This is a genomic window from Pantoea sp. B_9 (assembly GCF_008632015.1).
GTDB lineage: Bacteria > Pseudomonadota > Gammaproteobacteria > Enterobacterales > Enterobacteriaceae > Pantoea > Pantoea dispersa.
Window position 1 is genome coordinate 506,280 of the sequence record NZ_VWVL01000002.1, and the last position, 16,494, is coordinate 522,773.

Sequence of the window (16,494 nt, forward strand, 5' to 3'; positions counted from 1 at the left end):
GCGCCCCGACGTCACAATCAGAGAAAACGCATTTTCTTCATCCGGCGTCTGTTGCACTGTGTGGAACCTCCCTTCCCCGATAAGGGCGCACCTAAGACGATGACTGCCCGGGTGCCTGTTTTGCCCACATTATTGCTAATCAAGGAGTTAAGCGATGAACCAGCTAGATGCATTAAAACAGTTCACCACCGTGGTGGCGGACAGCGGCGATATCGAATCCATTCGCCATTACCATCCGGAAGATGCCACCACTAACCCATCCCTGATCCTCAAAGCTGCCGGCCTCGACGCTTACAAACACCTGATTGATGACGCCATTGAGTACGCGAAAAAACAGGGCGGCAGCAAAGAGACGCAAATCATCAACGCCAGCGATAAAGTGGCGATCAACCTCGGTATGGAAATTCTGAAAAGCGTACCGGGCCGTGTTTCGACCGAAGTGGATGCGCGCCTCTCTTTCGATCGTGGCATGTGTGTGACCAAAGCGGAGAAACTGGTCCGCCTGTATGAAGAGAACGGCATCGACCGCTCACGTATTCTGATCAAACTGGCGTCCACCTGGGAAGGCATCAAAGCGGCGGAAGAGCTGGAGAAGAACGGCATCAACTGTAACCTGACGCTGCTGTTCTCCTTCGCCCAGGCGCGCGCCTGTGCCGAAGCCGGCGTGTTCCTGATTTCGCCATTTGTCGGCCGAATCTACGACTGGTACAACACGCGCAAACCGCTCGACCCGTATGTGGTCGACGAAGACCCGGGCGTTAAATCGGTGCGTCGTATTTACGACTACTACAAAAAGCACCGTTACAACACCGTCATCATGGGTGCCAGCTTCCGTAAAGTGGAGCAGATTGTGGCGCTGGCCGGCTGCGATCGCCTGACCATCTCCCCGAACCTGCTGGAAGAGCTGGCCAATAGCGAAGCACCGGTGGAGCGCAAACTGGAGCCATCAACCGAGGGCTTCCACCAGCCGGCACCGCTCTCCGAAGCGGAGTTCCGCTGGGAGCATAACCAGGATGCGATGGCCGTGGAGAAACTGTCCGACGGTATCCGCCAGTTTGCCGTCGACCAGCAGAAGCTGGAAGACGTGCTGGCCGCCCGCCTGTAATCCTGAACTCACCTTCTGCCGGACGGGTCGCGGCCCGTCCGCTTTTGCCCAATCACAAGGGAGAACCCTATGTCTTCACGCAGAGAGTTGGCTAACGCGATCCGCGCCCTGAGCATGGATGCGGTACAGAAAGCAAATTCCGGCCACCCAGGTATGCCGATGGGCATGGCTGATATCGCCGAAGTGCTGTGGCGCGACTTCCTGAAGCACAACCCGACCAACCCGGCCTGGGCGGATCGCGATCGCTTCATTCTGTCTAACGGGCACGGCTCGATGCTGCTGTATAGCCTGCTGCATCTCACCGGCTATGATCTGCCGCTGGAAGAGCTGAAAAACTTCCGCCAGCTGCACTCAAAAACGCCGGGCCACCCGGAAATTGGTTACACGCCGGGCGTTGAAACCACCACCGGCCCGCTCGGCCAGGGGCTGGCCAACGCTGTCGGTCTGGCGATTGCCGAGCGCACGCTGGCGGCCCAGTTCAACCAGCCGGGCCACGATATCGTCGATCACTTTACCTATGTATTTATGGGTGACGGCTGTCTGATGGAAGGCATCTCGCACGAAGTCTGTTCGCTGGCCGGCACGCTGGGCCTTGGCAAACTGATTGGCTTCTACGATCACAACGGTATCTCCATCGACGGCGAAACCGAAGGCTGGTTTACCGACGACACCCACAAGCGTTTTGAAGCTTATAACTGGCACGTGGTGGGCAGCGCCGAAGGCATCGACGGCCACGATCCGGATGCCATCGCGGCGGCCATCAAAGAAGCGCAAAGCGTCACCGACAAGCCTTCGCTGATCATCTGCCGCACGGTGATCGGCTTTGGCTCGCCAAACAAAGCCGGCAAAGAGGAGTCGCACGGGGCCGCGCTGGGCGAAGAAGAAGTGGCGCTGACGCGTAAACAGCTCGGCTGGAACTACGGTCCGTTCGAAATCCCGCAGGATATTTATCAGCAGTGGGATGCCAGAGAAGCCGGGGCCGCGCAGGAGAAATCCTGGGAAGAGAAGTTCACGGCTTATCAGCAGGCGCATCCGCAGCTGGCGGACGAATTCAGCCGCCGCCTGAAGGGCGAAATGCCGGCGGAATGGGAAAACAAAACCAGCCAGTTCATTCGCGATCTGCAGGCTAACCCGCAGAAAATCGCCAGCCGCAAAGCCTCACAGAACACGCTGGAAGCTTTCGGTAAACTGCTGCCGGAGTTCCTCGGCGGTTCCGCCGACCTCGCGCCCAGCAACCTCACCATCTGGTCCGGCTCGAAGCCGATCAAAGAGGATCACGCCGGTAACTACATTCATTACGGCGTACGCGAATTTGGCATGACGGCGATTGCCAACGGTATCGCGCATCACGGTGGCTTTGTGCCTTATACCGCCACCTTCCTGATGTTCGTCGAATACGCGCGTAACGCAGCGCGCATGGCCGCCCTGATGAAAGCGCGCCAGATTATGGTCTACACCCACGACTCAATTGGTCTGGGCGAAGATGGCCCGACGCACCAGCCGGTTGAACAGCTGGCCAGCCTGCGCGTGACGCCAAACTTCAGCACCTGGCGACCGTGCGATCAGGTCGAGACCGCCGTGGCGTGGAAAGCGGCGATTGAGCGCCATCACGGTCCGACCGCGCTGATTCTGTCGCGTCAGAACCTGCTGCAGCCGGAGCGCAGCGCGCAACAGGTAGAGAACATCGCGCGCGGTGGCTACATCCTCAAGGATTGTGACGGCACGCCGGACGTTATCCTGATTGCCACCGGTTCCGAAGTGGAGATCACGCTGGGCGCCGAAGCGAAACTCAGCGCCGACGGCCATAAGGTGCGCGTGGTGTCGCTGCCGAGCACTGACGTGTTTGATAAACAGGACGTGGCCTATCGTGAATCGGTGCTGCCTTCCACCGTGCGCGCGCGCGTGGCGGTTGAAGCCGGTATTGCCGACTACTGGTACAAATACGTCGGTATCGACGGCAAAATTGTCGGCATGACCACCTTCGGCGAATCGGCGCCAGCCGGCAAGCTGTTCCCGGCCTTTGGCTTTACCGTCGAGAACGTGGTGAGCCACGCCGAATCGCTGCTTAAACCTGCCTGAGTGTCTGGCCCTTTCCCGCTGCCGGGAGAGGGCCGTTTTATTTCACAGCCTGATACAGAAAAAAATCCGCCCCGCCCCCTTCCCGCTTTGCGCAAACTGATTACTATAGGTTTTCCTCCGATTCCTATAGCGGACGCTTTCCCGTTGAAAAAACGTACTCCTTTTTTACTGGCCTTAATGGTTGCCGTGCTGCCCTTTACCAGCGCGGCGCAGGTATCGCCCGATCCGCTGCTGGCCTCGCAGATTGTTGATCGCTATGCCGAGCATATTTTCTATGGCAGCGGTGCAACCGGCATGGCGCTGGTGGCAATTGACGGTAACCAGCGCGTGTTCGCCAGCTTTGGCGAAACCCGTCCCGGCAATAATGTGCGCCCACAGCAGGACTCACTGATCCGTATCGCCTCGCTGAGCAAACTGATGACCAGCGAAGTGATGGTGAAGATGGCCGAGCGCGGCCAGATTCGCCTTGACGATCCGCTGAGCAAATACGCGCCGCCGGGCGCCCGCGTACCGACTTACAACGGCCAGCCGATTCGGCTGATCAATCTCGCCACCCACACCAGCAGCCTGCCGCGCGAGCAGCCGGGCGGCAAACCGCATCGTCCGGTGTTTGTCTGGCCAACCAAAGCGGATCGCTGGCAGTGGCTGCGCGGTGCGCAGCTAAAAGCCGCGCCGGGCACGCAGGCGGCTTACTCCAACCTCGCCTTCGATCTGCTGGGCGACGCGCTGGCCAAAGCCGCCGGTATGCCTTATCCGGCCCTGCTGCAGCAGCTGGTGACGCGTCCGCTCGGCATGAAGGACACCACCTTCACGCCATCACCGGACCAGTGTCAGCGCCTGATGATTGCCGAAAAAGGGGCCAGCCCGTGCAATAACACGCTGGCAGCCATCGGCAGCGGCGGCGTGTATTCCACGCCGGACGATATGGGACGCTGGATGCAGCAGTTCCTCAACTCGGCGGTGAATCACCGCACGCCGCAGATCGATCGGCTGCAAACGCTGATTTATCGCCGCGACCAGCTGACCAAAGTGGAAGGCATGGACGTGCCAGGACGCGCCGACGCGCTGGGCATGGGCTGGGTTTACATGGCACCGAAGGCGGGCCATCCGGGCATCATTCAGAAAACCGGCGGCGGCGGCGGCTTCATCACCTACATGGCGATGGTGCCACAGCACAACGTCGGCGTATTTGTGGTCGTAACGCGCTCGCCGCTGACCCGCTTCACCCCGATGAGCGATGGCGTCAACAACATGCTGGCTGAGCTGGTGGGCAACCAGACGGGCTCACCGATGATGATCGGCAATATTCGCTAAGTCTTTGATAATTAGTTGTAGCAAGAGTGAGAAATAGCGAGCAGTTACTGCGAACCCTCCCCTAAATCATTCGTGCTGCAGGAAGGCGGCAACTGAATGAATCCCCGGGAGCTTACATCAGTAAGTGACCGGGGTGAAAGAAGGCGGCCAACGCCCCTGCAGTGCGAAGGATGACGGGGATTACTGAGTGACCCAGAGGGTGGGCCAGTCATCACTACTATGCCAGGCATCACAAGTCTTCTCCTCCGCATACTCCGCCAGTACGAAAGCATTACCATCAAACTGCCAGCGTGTGGCCACACCGCAGTCGCCCAGACCGCGCCCTTTACTGAAGGTATACAGCTGGCCGTTACTGGCATCGAACTCGGCGTTCACCAGCTCCAGCTGATTATCAGTGCGCGACGGTGGGGTAAACGGCAGGTTGAGCGTGATGCCGCGCGATACATACGGCTGGCTGCGCGTGACTTCAAACGCCAGATCGATCACATTGTAGGCCCCGGTTTCGCAGCTTATCAGCAGCAGCGCTTTGCTGTCGGTGAGTGGCGCAACGCTGACTTCCCGCCGCAGCGGATCGAGCGAGCAGTTATCGGTATTGACGCGCCAGGTTCCGTAATCGATCAGGCCGGTGGTTTCCTGCTGCGTCAGCGGCGCGGGTGCGGGCAGCGCTGCCGGCAGCTGCGGAATTGAGGGCGGCGGTGGCACATCCCACTGCACGCGATCACCGCGCTTTACCCAGGCGCTGGCACCGTTAACCCGCCCCTGCACGTCATCCATCAGCAGCAGCGCCGCTTTCATACCGCGCAGCGGAATACTGGCGCTGGCTTTATAGGTGAGCTGTAAATTGCTGGCATCCAGCGTCTGGGCGAGAAATTCGTCGATGGCGATGGCGTTGCTGGTGGCCAGATGATGCGGCTCCACCGTCCAGTGTTTGAGGTCCGGATTGAGGCGGCGCTGGTCGAGCAGCAGGTTGTCTTTAAGCGCCGCGCCCGGCAATGCACCGCTATAGGCGCTGCCGTAATCAATGCGCAGCAGCGGCCGATCGTTGACCCCGGCGTGACGCGAAATCGTCATCACCAGGCCATTATCGCCAGGAAAACTGCGTGCCACGCAGAACGCCGCGTTGTTGCAGGTGATCTGCCAGTCGGAAAACGACTTTTGCAGCGGCTCGGCCTGTACGCTGGCGATCAGCAGAAAGGGCAATAAAAGCAGCGACTTCATCCAATACGACATGAAAAAAAACGATCCCCGATTCCTGGAAAGAAAATGATAGCGCAATGCATGCGCGGTCATCAGGCCGAAACTGTGAAGTGGCCTGAAAAGCGAAGTTAACTGCTGAAAAAGCCGTCGCCTTATGGGCGATCTGTGTGGAATAGCGCAACAGCTCCATCATCCGGTGCGGCTGATTTCTGCTCAATCGGATTCGTCGGACAATTTTTACCCCCTTCACAAAACGGTCAAATACACACAAACGGTCATAAGCGGTCATGCTATGGTGCTGGCAGAGCGTTAACGCTGTGCACGGCCTCTCTCATTCCCTCGCGTAATAACGCGCATTTATGTGAATGCGATCACTCAAATTTGAAATAAAGAGATCTCATTTACATAAAAAATTCAATGAAAATCACCTTAATGTCGCCGGGCCAGTTGGTCGCTGCGGACTCGTGCCCAGCCCACATTTTCACATTCCGGCATCCAGTAATTTATAGCCATCGGAGGGAAGTCATGTTGCCGATTGAAAGACAGCAGCGAATTATTGACGAGCTTAATTTAAATGGTCGGGTCATTGTCGCTGAATTAGTCACGCTGTGTCAGGTTTCGCAGGAAACCATTCGTCGTGATTTAACGCAGCTGGAGAAACGTGGCGTATTACAGCGCAGTCACGGTGGTGCAGTACCAGCCAAACGACAGGCCGCCAACATTCAGGGAAATACACGCGGTATTAACGAGTATGAATTATCTTTTCGCCAGCGCATGAATGAAAACGTCGAGGCCAAGATGGCAATAGCCAAACGGGCACTCGATTTTATCAGCCCCGGTGATTGTTTATTACTCGACAGTAGTACCACCTGCTGGTATCTGGCACGACAGCTACCGGATATTGAATTAACGGTGTTAACAAATTCTATCAGAATCATCCAGACCCTTGCAGCGCGCGGCAGTATCCGCACCATCTGCCTGGGCGGAGAATATTCTGACCGTTATGAAGATTTCCACGGCGTCGTCGCAGAGCAGCCGCTACGGGAATTTCAGATCAATAAGATCTTTTTTTCCTGCAGCAGTTTGGGCAATGACGGTTATTTACGCGAAGGTAACGAAAACAACGCACATTTAAAACAGCAAATGTTGTTAGCGGCAGAAAGAAAACATCTGCTGCTGGACGGCAGTAAATTTCTGCGCCCCTCATTCGCGCGTATTTGTCATTACCGCGATGTGGATTTTCTCATCACTGACCAATTAAAAGACAAAGAGCTGGAACAAGAACTGGCGTGGAACGGCGTCAATATTATTGATTGCTCGCAACGCAGCCATTCGATGCAGCTAATAAAAAATTAATCCGGAGTCTTTATGAAAAAACATCTTATCGCCTGTTCTCTGCTTGCCCTGTTTGCCGCCGCTGGCGCGCAGGCCGCTGACAAAATCCGCATGGGCATCGTGGTAAAAATTGGCGGTATTCCGTGGTTCAACGCCATGGAAGCGGGCATCAAAAGTGAAGCGGCAAAACGCGGCATCGACGCGTGGATGGTCGGGCCAACCGCCGCTGACCCGGCGCTGCAGGTGCGCGCGATTGAAGATTTGATTGCGCAGAAGGTCGATATCATCGGCGTGGTGCCAAACGACCCGAAAGTGCTTGAGCCAGTGCTGAAGCGCGCGCGGGAAGCCGGGATCATGGTGATTACTCACGAATCGCCCGGCCAGAAAGACGCCAACTGGGATTTCGAGCTGGTCGATGCGCCGACCCACGGCATCAACCATATGAAAGCGCTGGCGAAATGCATGCATGAAGAAGGCAAATACGCCATGTATGTCGGCAGCCTGACGGTGCCACTGCATCAGGAGTGGACCGACGCCGCGCTCAACTACCAGAAACAGCACTATCCGAAGATGCAGCTGGTGACCGACAAGTTCGGCGTCGGCGAATCGCTGGATGACTCCATCCGCACCACTAACGAGCTGATGTCTAAGTACCCGGATCTGAAAGGCATTATGGCCTTTGGTTCTCAGGGACCGATTGGCGCCGGCCGCGCGGTCATGAACCGCAACAAGATCGATCAGGTGTGCGTCATCGGTGCCTTCAGCCCGGGCCAGGGCGCGTCGCTGGTACAGCGCGGTGCTATCAAAGGCGGTTATATCTGGAATCCGCAGACCGCCGGTGAAGTATTTGTGCGTATCGCCGACATGATGGAGAAAAAAGAGCCGATCACCGACGGCATGACCATTGAAGGGCTGGGCAAAGTGAAGGTGGATGAGGCGACGCACACCATTCTCGGTAACAACACCGAAAGTCTCGATAAAGAGAACCTGCCAAAACTGGTGAAAATGGGGCTGTAACATGCAAGAGGTCACTCCACAGACGCTGATTGCGCTCGACAACCTGTCGAAAACATTTGGTGGCAACCGCGCACTGAGCGATATCTCGCTGACTCTGCTGGCCGGCGAAGTGCACTGTCTCGCTGGCACCAACGGCTGTGGCAAGAGCACCTTGATTAAAGTCATTTCCGGGGTGCACGCCCCGGACAGTGGCAGCCGCATCACCCTCGGCGACGGTCAGAGTTTCCCGCGTCTGACCACCCGTCAGGCGCGCGACTTCGGTATCCAGGTGATTTACCAGGATCTGTCGCTGTTCCCCAATTTGAGCGTGGCGGAGAACATCGCTTTTGAGCATAACCTCAACGGGTTGCTCGGCTGGCACCGTCAGGCCCGGCTGCGCGACACCGCGCGCGGCATTATTGATGAGCTGAAATTCGATCTCGATCTGAATGAGAAAGTCGCTTCGCTGTCGATTGCCCAGCGCCAGCAGGTGGCGATTTGCCGCGCGCTGGTGGCCGAGGCACGACTGGTGATCATGGATGAACCCACCGCATCGCTGACGCGTACCGAGGTCAATCAGCTGCTGCGCACTGTGCGCTATCTGAAAGACAAAAACATCTGCGTGGTGTTTGTCAGTCACCGGCTGGATGAAGTGCTGGAGATTTCGGATCGCGTAACGGTGATCCGCGACGGCCGCAAGATGGGCTGCTGGCCGGCCAGAGAGATGACGCCGCATCACCTGAGCGAACTGATGACCGGCCTGAAGCTCGACTACCAGTTAAAAGCGCCAACGCGCAACGCCGATCGGGCGATTCTCGAAGTAGAGAAGCTGACGCGCGCCGGTCAGTATCATGACGTCAATTTCAAACTCTACGCCGGTGAAGTGCTGGGCCTGTGCGGCCTGCTCGGCTCCGGCCGCACCGAACTGGCGCTGTCGCTGTTTGGCATGACCAAACCGGACAGCGGCAAAATCTGGCTCGACAGCAAGCCGGTGCGTTTTCGCGGGCACGAAGACGCCATCAAAGCCGGCATCGGCTACGTTTCGGAAGATCGCCTGACGCTCGGCCTGGTGCAGCAGCAGTCGGTGGCCGACAACATGGTGCTGCCGATCCTCGATAAGCTGCAAAACCGTTTCCACCTGATCGACGAATACCGCAAGAACAAGCTGATCCTGCAGTGGATTCAGCAGCTCGGCGTGCGCGTGGCCGATCCTAACCTGGCGATCTCCACCCTGTCCGGCGGCAACCAGCAAAAAATCGTGCTGGCGAAATGGGTGCTGACCCAGCCGCGCATTCTGATCCTCGACTCGCCGACCGTCGGCGTGGATGTCGGTGCCAAGGCCAGCATCTATCAGCTGATCCATGAGCTGGCGAAAGAGGGACTGTCGATCATCCTGATTTCCGACGAAGTGCCGGAGGTCTGGTACAACTGCGACCGCATTCTGCACTTCCGCGACGGCACCATCCATGCCGAATACCAACCCGATACCGTGGCGCAGGAACAGCTGGCGGAGGTGATTAATGCCTGATTTCTCTCGTTTACGTCCGCACTCCAGCCAGGGCTGGCTCGCCTGGGTGCTGCTGGCTTTCATGGTGTTCTTCTCGCTGGCCAGCGATCAGTTCCTGACGGTGCAGAACCTGCTGGATCTGGCGGAAAGCTATGCCGTTACCGGCATTTTCGCCCTCGGCCTGTTTGTGGTGCTGGTGACCGGCGGTATCGATATCTCCTTCGCCGCCGTGGCGTCGGTGGTGCAATACCTGATCGCCTCGCTGTTTGTGCAGTTCCAGTTTGATAACGCGCTGCTCAGCATTCTGCTGGCTATCGTCTGTGGCACGCTATTTGGCGTGATCAACGCCCTGCTGATCACCTCGCTGCGCGTGGTGTCGATCATCATCACCATCAGCATGCAGTCGCTGCTGTTTGGTCTGCTGATGTGGGTTACCGGCGGCAAAAGCCTCTACTCACTGCCGGACTGGTGGATCACCCTGCGCAGCGTGCTGCCGTTTAGCGTACAGGGCAACAGTTTTCAGATTGGCTTACCGCTGGCGATCATGCTGGCGATTGCCGGGCTCACCGCGCTGCTGCTCAACAAAACCAATCTGGGCCGTCAGCTGTATGCGGTGGGCGGCGATGCGGAATCGGCGCGGCGCATTGGCATCCGCGTGGGATTGATTCACGTGTTTGCCTACGGCTGGCTCGGGGCGATGGCGGCGATTGGCGGGCTGGTGCAGGTGTACCGCATGGGTGAAGTAGTGCCGAACGCGCTGGTCGGCGGTGAGCTGGATGTGCTGGCTGCGACGGTGCTGGGCGGTGCCAGCCTGATGGGCGGCAAAGGCACGGTCAGCGGCACGCTGATGGGCGTATTCCTGATCGCCATCCTGAAAAACGGCCTCAATCTGATCGGCGTCTCCAACTACTTCATGAACATTGTGGTCGGCGGCACAATTATGGTGGCGATTGCCGTCACCCACTACAAAAAACGTAAAGAAACCGACGTCAGTTTCGTCTGACGGGAGGAGCCATCATCATGAAATCTCTCTCTGCGCTGCGGCCGGACGGCACCAACATCGGCCTGATGCTGTTGATTGCGCTGGCGCTGGCCACCTTCAGCGTCATGCTGCCGGGCCGCTTTCTCACTGATTCGACCTTTATGAGCATGGCGTTTCAGCTGCCGGAGCTCGGCCTGTTAACGCTGGCGATGTTTATCGCCATCCTCAGCGGCGGCCTGAACCTCGCCATCATCGCCACCGCCAACCTGACGGCGCTGTTCATCGCCTGGACCCTGATGAGCGCCCTGCCGGCTGATGCCGGCACCGGTCAGCAGCTGCTGTGGCTGTTTATCGCCATCGTCGGCGCGATGGTGATTGCCGCCGTGATTGGCGTAATCACCGGCGTGATGGTAACGCGCATCGGCGCGCACCCGATTCTGGTGACGCTGGCCACCATGATGACGCTCAACGGCATCGGCATCTGGCTGACCAAAGGTGCGGCGGTGAGCGGTATGCCGCCGGTGGTGCAGTCGCTCGGCTCAGACACGCTGCTGGGCATGCCGCTGCCGCTGTGGGTATTCCTGGTTGCCGCCGCGCTGCTGGCGCTGTTCCTCGGCAAAACCCGCGCCGGCAAGTGCATCTACATGGGCGGCAGCAACATCAACGCCACCTGGTTCAGCGGCATCAATACCCACCGTATGGTGATGCTGGTGTACGTCATCTCCAGCCTGCTGTGCGTGCTGGCCGGCCTGATTATGATGGCGCGCTTTAACTCGGCGCGCATGGGTTACGGCGATGCCTACCTGCTGCTGACCGTACTGGCCATCATTCTCGGCGGCACCGATCCCAACGGCGGTTTTGGCCGCGTGACCGGCGTAGTGCTGGCGCTGATTGCGCTGCAGGTGCTCTCCACCGGCTTCAACCTGATGAACATCAGCCAGCACGTCAGCCTGGCGATGTGGGGTGCCGTGCTGGTGGTGGTGCTGGCCTTCAAACAACTCAAAGCGCGCTTTAACGATCACCGTGCCGTCAGGCTCAGCAAACTGGCCGCGGCGCTTAATCCTCTGACCGAAAAAAAGGAAGTATGATGCGTATTCAAGTCTCCCCGTCGTTGATGTGTATGAATCTGATGGAGATCAAGCACCAGCTGGCCGTGCTGGACTCCCGCGCTGACTTCCTGCACATCGACATCATGGACGGTCACTACGTTAAAAACATCACCCTGTCGCCGTTCTTTATTGAGCAGATCCGCCCGCATACCCAGGTAGCGATCGATGTGCATCTGATGGTGGAAGAGCCGACCGACTTTATTGAAGCGGTGGCCAATGCCGGCGCCGATTACATTTGCCCGCACGCTGAAACCATCAACCGCGATGCGTTCCGCGTTATCAACCTGATTCGCAGCTACGGCAAAAAAGTGGGCGTGGTGCTCAACCCGGCCACGCCGGTCTCCTTTATCCATCATTACATTCATCTGCTGGATAAAATCACCGTGATGACGGTGGATCCTGGCTATGCCGGTCAGCCGTTTATCCCGGAGATGGTGCAGAAGGTGCAGGAGCTGAAGGCGCTGAAACAGGCGCACGGCCACCGCTACCTGATTGAGATTGACGGTTCCTGTAATACGCGCACTTACAACACGCTGGTCGGTGCCGGTGCCGAAGTGCTGATTGTCGGCACCTCCGGCTTGTTTAACATTCACGAAGATCTCGCCACCGCGTGGAACATGATGCGTGAGAGCATTGATGAAGCGCAGGGCCTGGCGCAGGTGTCGGCATGACAACACGCTGGCTCGGTATCGACATTGGCGGCACCGGCACTCGTCTGCAGTTGATGGAGGCGGGCCGCGTCTGGAGCAGCTTTCGTAAAGTGCCCACCGCCAGCTGGGCGCAGCAGCCCGATGCGCTGGCCGCACTCGGGCAGCTGATTGCGGAAACGCTGGAGCAGCAGCCGGTCAGCGGTGTGATGCTCGGCCTGCCGGGCATTCTCAGCCGCGATCGCCAGCAGGTGATTTCACTGCCGTTCATTCAGGCGCTCGATCATCAGCCGGTAGCGGCGCTGCTGAGTGAACGACTGGGCGTGCCGGTGGCGATGGATAAAGATGTTAACCATCTGATGTTGTGGGATTTAATGCAGCTGGAGCAGCTGCCGGAAAATGCGGTAGGTCTGTATCCTGGCACCGGCATGGGCAACAGCCTGTGGATCAACGGCCGCTTCTACCATGGTCAGCATGGCGGAGCTGGTGAACTCGGCCACGTGCCGGTGGCCGGTAACGCGCTGCCCTGCCCGTGCGGCAACCACGGCTGCGCGGAAACCGTGACCTCCGGCCACTGGTTGAGCCACTGGGCGCAGGCCAATGCGGCGCAAACGCCGATGTCGGCGCTGTTTACCCATCATGGTTCTGACCCGGCGCTGCAGGCGTTTGTGCAGCGGCTGGCGCAGCTGATCGCCACCGAGATGAACATTCTCGATCCGGAGTACCTGATTCTGGGCGGCGGCGTGCTGGCGATGGCAGATTTCCCGCTGGCGCAGCTGCGCAGCCAGATTCAGCAGCATTTACGGCCGCCGGCCACGCGGGATGGTTTGAAAATCATCTTCAGTCAATCCACCGATCACACCGGCTGTCGCGGCGCCTGCCTCGCCGCAGAACGGTTGTTCAGGAGCGCGCAATGAAAGGAAAAGTGTGTGTGTTTGGCTCGTTCAACCTCGACGTGGTGGCGGTGATGAACCGTTTCCCCCTGCCGGGCGAATCGCTCACGGCGCACAACAGCATGATGGGGCCCGGCGGCAAAGGGGCCAACCAGGCCACCGCCGCGCTGCGCGCCGGGGCGCGCGTGCACTATATCGGTAAGGTGGGTAATGACGATTTTGGCACCTTTGCCCGCCGCCATCTGGAGAAGACCGGTTTCGATGCCATTACGCTGTTCACCTGTAAAGAGAAACCCACCGGCAACGCGCTGATTTACGTGGCGGGCGATGATGCCGAGAACATGATATCGGTCTATCCCGGCGCAAATACCACCGTGACCGCGGCCGAAGTGACGCGCTGTCAGCCCACCGTGGCTGCCGCCGATATTCTGCTGGTGCAGCTGGAGAACAACCTCAGCGCCATTCAGCGCATGATCGACAACGCGCGTGCCGGCGGCACGTTTGTTATTCTGAATCCGGCACCGTGGCAGAAAGTCAGCGATGCGCTGCTGGCTAAGGTGGATCTGTTAACGCCCAACAGCACCGAAGCGATGCAGCTGAGCGGGATAAAAGTGACCGACTTTGCCAGCGCGCAGCGCGCCGCCGAAGTGCTGCACCGCAAGGGCGCGCGTCAGGTGATTATTACGCTTGGCACCGCGGGCGCCCTGCTTTCCAGCGCGGAGCAGCAGCTGCGTATTCCGCTGTTTCCTGCCCAGCCGCTCGACACCACCGGTGCCGGCGATGCCTTCAACGGTGCGCTGGCGGCGCGCCTGGCGTCCGGCGATGCGTTACCGCAGGCGGCGCTGTTTGCAGCGGCGTTTGCCTCGCTGTGCGTCGAGCGTTCCGGCGCGGCTAATTCCATGCCCTCCTACGCCGAAGCGCTGGCGCGCATCCAGGCTCATCCGGAGTGTGCAGTAACGCCGTTAAATGCTCCGGAAATCACGCACATGGCATAGTGGCGCAATGCATTGCGCCCCGGCATAGGCAGAGTCGGCATTCGTGCCGGCCCTGTGAATTACCGCCGCGGTTATGCCTGCAACCAGCCCATCAGCTGCGCATAGTGCAGTAACATAATGGTTTTGCCGTCGCGAATGCGCCCCTCTTTCACCATCGCCAGCGCCTGAGGAAACGGCAGCTCGAGTACGGTGATCTCTTCATCTTCAACGCCGCCGCCGTCGTTAGCGCGCTGCGCGTCGCTGTATTCAGCGGCGAAAAAGTGCAGCAATTCGGTCACGCCGCCCGGCGACATGAAGGCCTCAAACAGCTTTTCGACCTTACCGACCTGATAGCCGGTCTCTTCCACCGCTTCTTTACGGATGCAATCTTCCGGCGTGTCGTTATCCAGCAGTCCGGCGCAGGTTTCAATCAGCTCACCGCTGGCGTTGTCATTAACATAGGTCGCGATGCGGAACTGACGAATCAGCACCACGCTGTTTTTTTCACGGTTGTAGAGCAGGATGGTGGCGCCGTTGCCGCGATCATAGACTTCACGTTTGTGACGTACCACGTCGCCGTTGCTGCGGGTGAGTTCGTAGGTGTAGTTGCGCAGAATGAAATAATTATCAGACAGCAACTTATCTTTGATGATGTTGATCTTTAACGACATAGCCGCTCCACTGCGTAGCTGAGGGAGCCTGAGATAATAGGCCGAAGCCGCGGGGAAAACTATCTGAATTGTGGAGCAGGTTGCCCGCGATGGCGTGAGGCTGTCAGTTGAGCATTACGCCTCTTCAACGCTCATGATACGTGTCGTAGCGGCGCCATTCAGTGCGCATCCGGGCAGCTGTGCAGTGATTAACTTAGCGCGATAAATCGCGCCGCTACAATATGCGCAGGATGATGGTGCAGAAATAAAATGCCGCACGAATCGTAGCGGCGCAATTTATTGCGCATCCGGGCAGCTGTGCAGTGATTAACTTAGCGCGATAAATCGCGCCGCTACGATGTGTGCAGAATGATGGTGCAGAAATAAAATGCCGCACGAATCGTAGCGGCGCAATTTATTGCTCATCCGGGCAGCTGTGCAGTGATTAACTGAGCGCGATAAATCGCGCCGCTACAATGTGTGCAGGATGAAGGTGCAGAAATAAAATGCCGCACGAATCGTAGCGGCGCAATTTATTGCGCATCCGGGCAGCTGTGCAGTGATTAACTTCGCGCGATAAATCGCGCCGCTACGATGTTGTGTGGTTTGCGGCTGCCTCAACCGGTCGGCACGAAAACCCTGATACCGCACCGGCAGGCGCGGCCAGGGTCGCGATCAAAAACCGTTTGGCTGGTCTTTCATATCCGGTAGATGGTGGGCAATGCCTTTGTGGCAGTCGATACAGGTCTGTCCGTCCTGCACCGCTTTGCTGTGCATTTTGGCGGCGACCGTTTTCTGCGCGGTGAAGTCCATATAATCGAAGTTGTGGCAGTTACGACACTCCTGCGAATTGTTGTTCTTCATCCGGCGCCACTCGTTCTGCGCCAGCTCGATACGCGTCTCTTCAAACTTCTGCGGCGTATCAATCAGGCCAAAGATCTTGGCGTACACCTCTTTACTCGCCTGGATCTTACGAATCATCTTCGGCCCCCACTCGTGCGGCACGTGACAATCCGGGCAGGTGGCGCGTACGCCGCTGCGGTTGTTGTAATGCACCGTCTGCATATATTCCTGATAGACGTTGTTGCGCATTTCGTGACAGCCAATACAGAACTGTTCGCGGTTGGTCATCTCCATCGCGGTGTTAAAACCGCCCCAGAAGATGATGCCACCAGCAAAGCCAAGAATCAGCAGCGTGCCGAGCGCCAGACGGCTGGGGCGTCGCCACCAGCGCCAGATACGTATAAGTTTCTGTTTCATCGCCACCTCACTGCCCAAAGCCGTCAGCCGGCTTAAAGGTGTTTTCCACCACCGGTTTGGCATCGGTCTGCGGCACGTGACACTGCAGGCAGAAGTAGCGACGCGGCGATACCGTGCTGCTCACCACGCCGTCGCGGTCGGTAAAGTGCGTCGGACTGACGCGCGGCGCGCCGGTGGTCAGATAGCTCTGGGTGCCGTGACACTGCAGGCAGCGGTTCACGTTCTTCGTCACCTGGTAGCCCTCCACGCTGTGCGGGATCACCGGCGGCTGATTAACATAGTTCAGCGGCTTACGGCTCTGCTCTTTGGGCTGATGAATGGTGCCCTGCTGCGTTGCCGTCACTTCCGGTGACTGATTGAGATCGACGCCGTTATTAGCGTACACCACGCCGCCCAGCATCAGGGCGGCAACGGTTACAAGAGTGATAAAAGGTTTCATTGCATCC

16 protein-coding genes are annotated in these 16,494 nt (G+C 58.3%); 11 read left to right on the forward strand and 5 right to left on the reverse strand.

The genetic code is table 11. From position 1 onward, the window contains the following. Positions 1 to 154: 154 nt before the first annotated feature. The 3 genes from tal (at position 155) to ampH (ending at position 4,498) form a co-directional block, all read left to right on the forward strand. A complete protein-coding gene (gene tal / locus F3I21_RS09225; protein WP_021508067.1) occupies positions 155 to 1,105 on the forward strand; it encodes a transaldolase in 951 nt (316 codons plus the stop codon). Between the two features lie 69 nt (positions 1,106 to 1,174). Next, positions 1,175 to 3,184, forward strand: coding sequence for a transketolase (gene tkt, locus F3I21_RS09230; protein WP_150058735.1), 2,010 nt, complete (start codon positions 1,175 to 1,177; stop codon positions 3,182 to 3,184). Between the two features lie 144 nt (positions 3,185 to 3,328). After that, entirely contained in the window at positions 3,329 to 4,498 is a 1,170-nt protein-coding gene (gene ampH, locus F3I21_RS09235) for a D-alanyl-D-alanine-carboxypeptidase/endopeptidase AmpH (RefSeq protein ID WP_031279806.1), read from the forward strand. A gap of 180 nt (positions 4,499 to 4,678) precedes the next feature. Here ampH and F3I21_RS09240 read toward each other — a convergent pair whose 3' ends face one another. Continuing rightward, positions 4,679 to 5,605, reverse strand: coding sequence for a DUF1176 domain-containing protein (locus F3I21_RS09240; RefSeq protein WP_255467571.1), 927 nt, complete (start codon positions 5,603 to 5,605; stop codon positions 4,679 to 4,681). Continuing rightward, positions 5,580 to 5,984 carry a hypothetical protein gene (locus tag F3I21_RS23335; protein WP_223815650.1) on the reverse strand — a complete coding sequence of 135 codons (405 nt, stop codon included), beginning with the start codon at positions 5,982 to 5,984 and terminating at the stop codon, positions 5,580 to 5,582. Before F3I21_RS23335 ends, F3I21_RS09240 begins: the two co-directional genes overlap by 26 nt. 236 nt (positions 5,985 to 6,220) lie before the next feature. Between F3I21_RS23335 and F3I21_RS09245 the strand changes: the two genes are divergently transcribed. Genes F3I21_RS09245 through rbsK form a run of 8 tightly spaced genes read left to right on the forward strand, consistent with a single transcriptional unit; the run spans position 6,221 to position 14,159 of the window. Continuing rightward, positions 6,221 to 7,051, forward strand: a complete 831-nt coding sequence (locus F3I21_RS09245) for a DeoR/GlpR family DNA-binding transcription regulator (RefSeq protein WP_104094119.1) — start codon at positions 6,221 to 6,223, stop codon at positions 7,049 to 7,051. A 12-nt stretch (positions 7,052 to 7,063) separates the two neighbouring features. Next, positions 7,064 to 8,047: a substrate-binding domain-containing protein gene (locus F3I21_RS09250; RefSeq protein WP_058758342.1), complete on the forward strand. Its 984-nt coding sequence runs from the start codon at positions 7,064 to 7,066 to the stop codon at positions 8,045 to 8,047. Between the two features lies 1 nt (position 8,048). Beyond that, the gene (locus tag F3I21_RS09255; RefSeq protein WP_150058736.1) at positions 8,049 to 9,554 is read left to right on the forward strand and encodes a sugar ABC transporter ATP-binding protein; all 1,506 of its coding nucleotides are present in this window, start codon (positions 8,049 to 8,051) and stop codon (positions 9,552 to 9,554) included. Continuing rightward, positions 9,547 to 10,536 carry an ABC transporter permease gene (locus F3I21_RS09260; protein WP_150058737.1) on the forward strand — a complete coding sequence of 330 codons (990 nt, stop codon included), beginning with the start codon at positions 9,547 to 9,549 and terminating at the stop codon, positions 10,534 to 10,536. The genes F3I21_RS09255 and F3I21_RS09260 overlap by 8 nt, the downstream gene beginning before the upstream one ends. A gap of 17 nt (positions 10,537 to 10,553) precedes the next feature. Further along, entirely contained in the window at positions 10,554 to 11,603 is a 1,050-nt protein-coding gene (locus F3I21_RS09265; RefSeq protein WP_021508059.1) for an ABC transporter permease, read from the forward strand. Then, entirely contained in the window at positions 11,603 to 12,295 is a 693-nt protein-coding gene (gene alsE, locus F3I21_RS09270) for a D-allulose 6-phosphate 3-epimerase (RefSeq protein WP_031279804.1), read from the forward strand. Before F3I21_RS09265 ends, alsE begins: the two co-directional genes overlap by 1 nt. After that, positions 12,292 to 13,188, forward strand: a complete 897-nt coding sequence (alsK, locus tag F3I21_RS09275; protein WP_058758339.1) for an allose kinase — start codon at positions 12,292 to 12,294, stop codon at positions 13,186 to 13,188. Before alsE ends, alsK begins: the two co-directional genes overlap by 4 nt. Continuing rightward, a complete protein-coding gene (gene rbsK, locus F3I21_RS09280) occupies positions 13,185 to 14,159 on the forward strand; it encodes a ribokinase (RefSeq protein WP_150058738.1) in 975 nt (324 codons plus the stop codon). The genes alsK and rbsK overlap by 4 nt, the downstream gene beginning before the upstream one ends. A 71-nt stretch (positions 14,160 to 14,230) precedes the next feature. Here rbsK and nudK read toward each other — a convergent pair whose 3' ends face one another. The 3 genes from nudK to napB form a co-directional block, all read right to left on the reverse strand. Then, a complete protein-coding gene (gene nudK / locus F3I21_RS09285) occupies positions 14,231 to 14,809 on the reverse strand; it encodes a GDP-mannose pyrophosphatase NudK (protein ID WP_150058739.1) in 579 nt (192 codons plus the stop codon). 654 nt (positions 14,810 to 15,463) lie between these two features. Beyond that, positions 15,464 to 16,048: a cytochrome c-type protein NapC gene (napC, locus tag F3I21_RS09290; protein ID WP_031279803.1), complete on the reverse strand. Its 585-nt coding sequence runs from the start codon at positions 16,046 to 16,048 to the stop codon at positions 15,464 to 15,466. Positions 16,049 to 16,055: 7 nt separating this feature from the next. Then, a complete protein-coding gene (gene napB / locus F3I21_RS09295; protein WP_058758336.1) occupies positions 16,056 to 16,487 on the reverse strand; it encodes a nitrate reductase cytochrome c-type subunit in 432 nt (143 codons plus the stop codon). Between the last annotated feature and the right edge of the window lie 7 nt (positions 16,488 to 16,494).

What these genes read in the sequence shown, in the direction of transcription:
- tal (WP_021508067.1), top strand. Translation starts at nt 155, where the DNA reads ATGAACCAGCTAGATGCATTAAAACAGTTCACCACCGTGGTGGCGGAC.
- tkt (WP_150058735.1), top strand. Translation starts at nt 1,175, where the DNA reads ATGTCTTCACGCAGAGAGTTGGCTAACGCGATCCGCGCCCTGAGCATG.
- F3I21_RS23335 (WP_223815650.1), bottom strand. Translation starts at nt 5,984, where the DNA reads ATGACCGCTTATGACCGTTTGTGTGTATTTGACCGTTTTGTGAAGGGG.
- F3I21_RS09245 (WP_104094119.1), top strand. Translation starts at nt 6,221, where the DNA reads ATGTTGCCGATTGAAAGACAGCAGCGAATTATTGACGAGCTTAATTTA.
- F3I21_RS09250 (WP_058758342.1), top strand. Translation starts at nt 7,064, where the DNA reads ATGAAAAAACATCTTATCGCCTGTTCTCTGCTTGCCCTGTTTGCCGCC.
- F3I21_RS09255 (WP_150058736.1), top strand. Translation starts at nt 8,049, where the DNA reads ATGCAAGAGGTCACTCCACAGACGCTGATTGCGCTCGACAACCTGTCG.
- F3I21_RS09260 (WP_150058737.1), top strand. Translation starts at nt 9,547, where the DNA reads ATGCCTGATTTCTCTCGTTTACGTCCGCACTCCAGCCAGGGCTGGCTC.
- F3I21_RS09265 (WP_021508059.1), top strand. Translation starts at nt 10,554, where the DNA reads ATGAAATCTCTCTCTGCGCTGCGGCCGGACGGCACCAACATCGGCCTG.
- alsE (WP_031279804.1), top strand. Translation starts at nt 11,603, where the DNA reads ATGCGTATTCAAGTCTCCCCGTCGTTGATGTGTATGAATCTGATGGAG.
- alsK (WP_058758339.1), top strand. Translation starts at nt 12,292, where the DNA reads ATGACAACACGCTGGCTCGGTATCGACATTGGCGGCACCGGCACTCGT.
- rbsK (WP_150058738.1), top strand. Translation starts at nt 13,185, where the DNA reads ATGAAAGGAAAAGTGTGTGTGTTTGGCTCGTTCAACCTCGACGTGGTG.
- nudK (WP_150058739.1), bottom strand. Translation starts at nt 14,809, where the DNA reads ATGTCGTTAAAGATCAACATCATCAAAGATAAGTTGCTGTCTGATAAT.
- napC (WP_031279803.1), bottom strand. Translation starts at nt 16,048, where the DNA reads ATGAAACAGAAACTTATACGTATCTGGCGCTGGTGGCGACGCCCCAGC.
- napB (WP_058758336.1), bottom strand. Translation starts at nt 16,487, where the DNA reads ATGAAACCTTTTATCACTCTTGTAACCGTTGCCGCCCTGATGCTGGGC.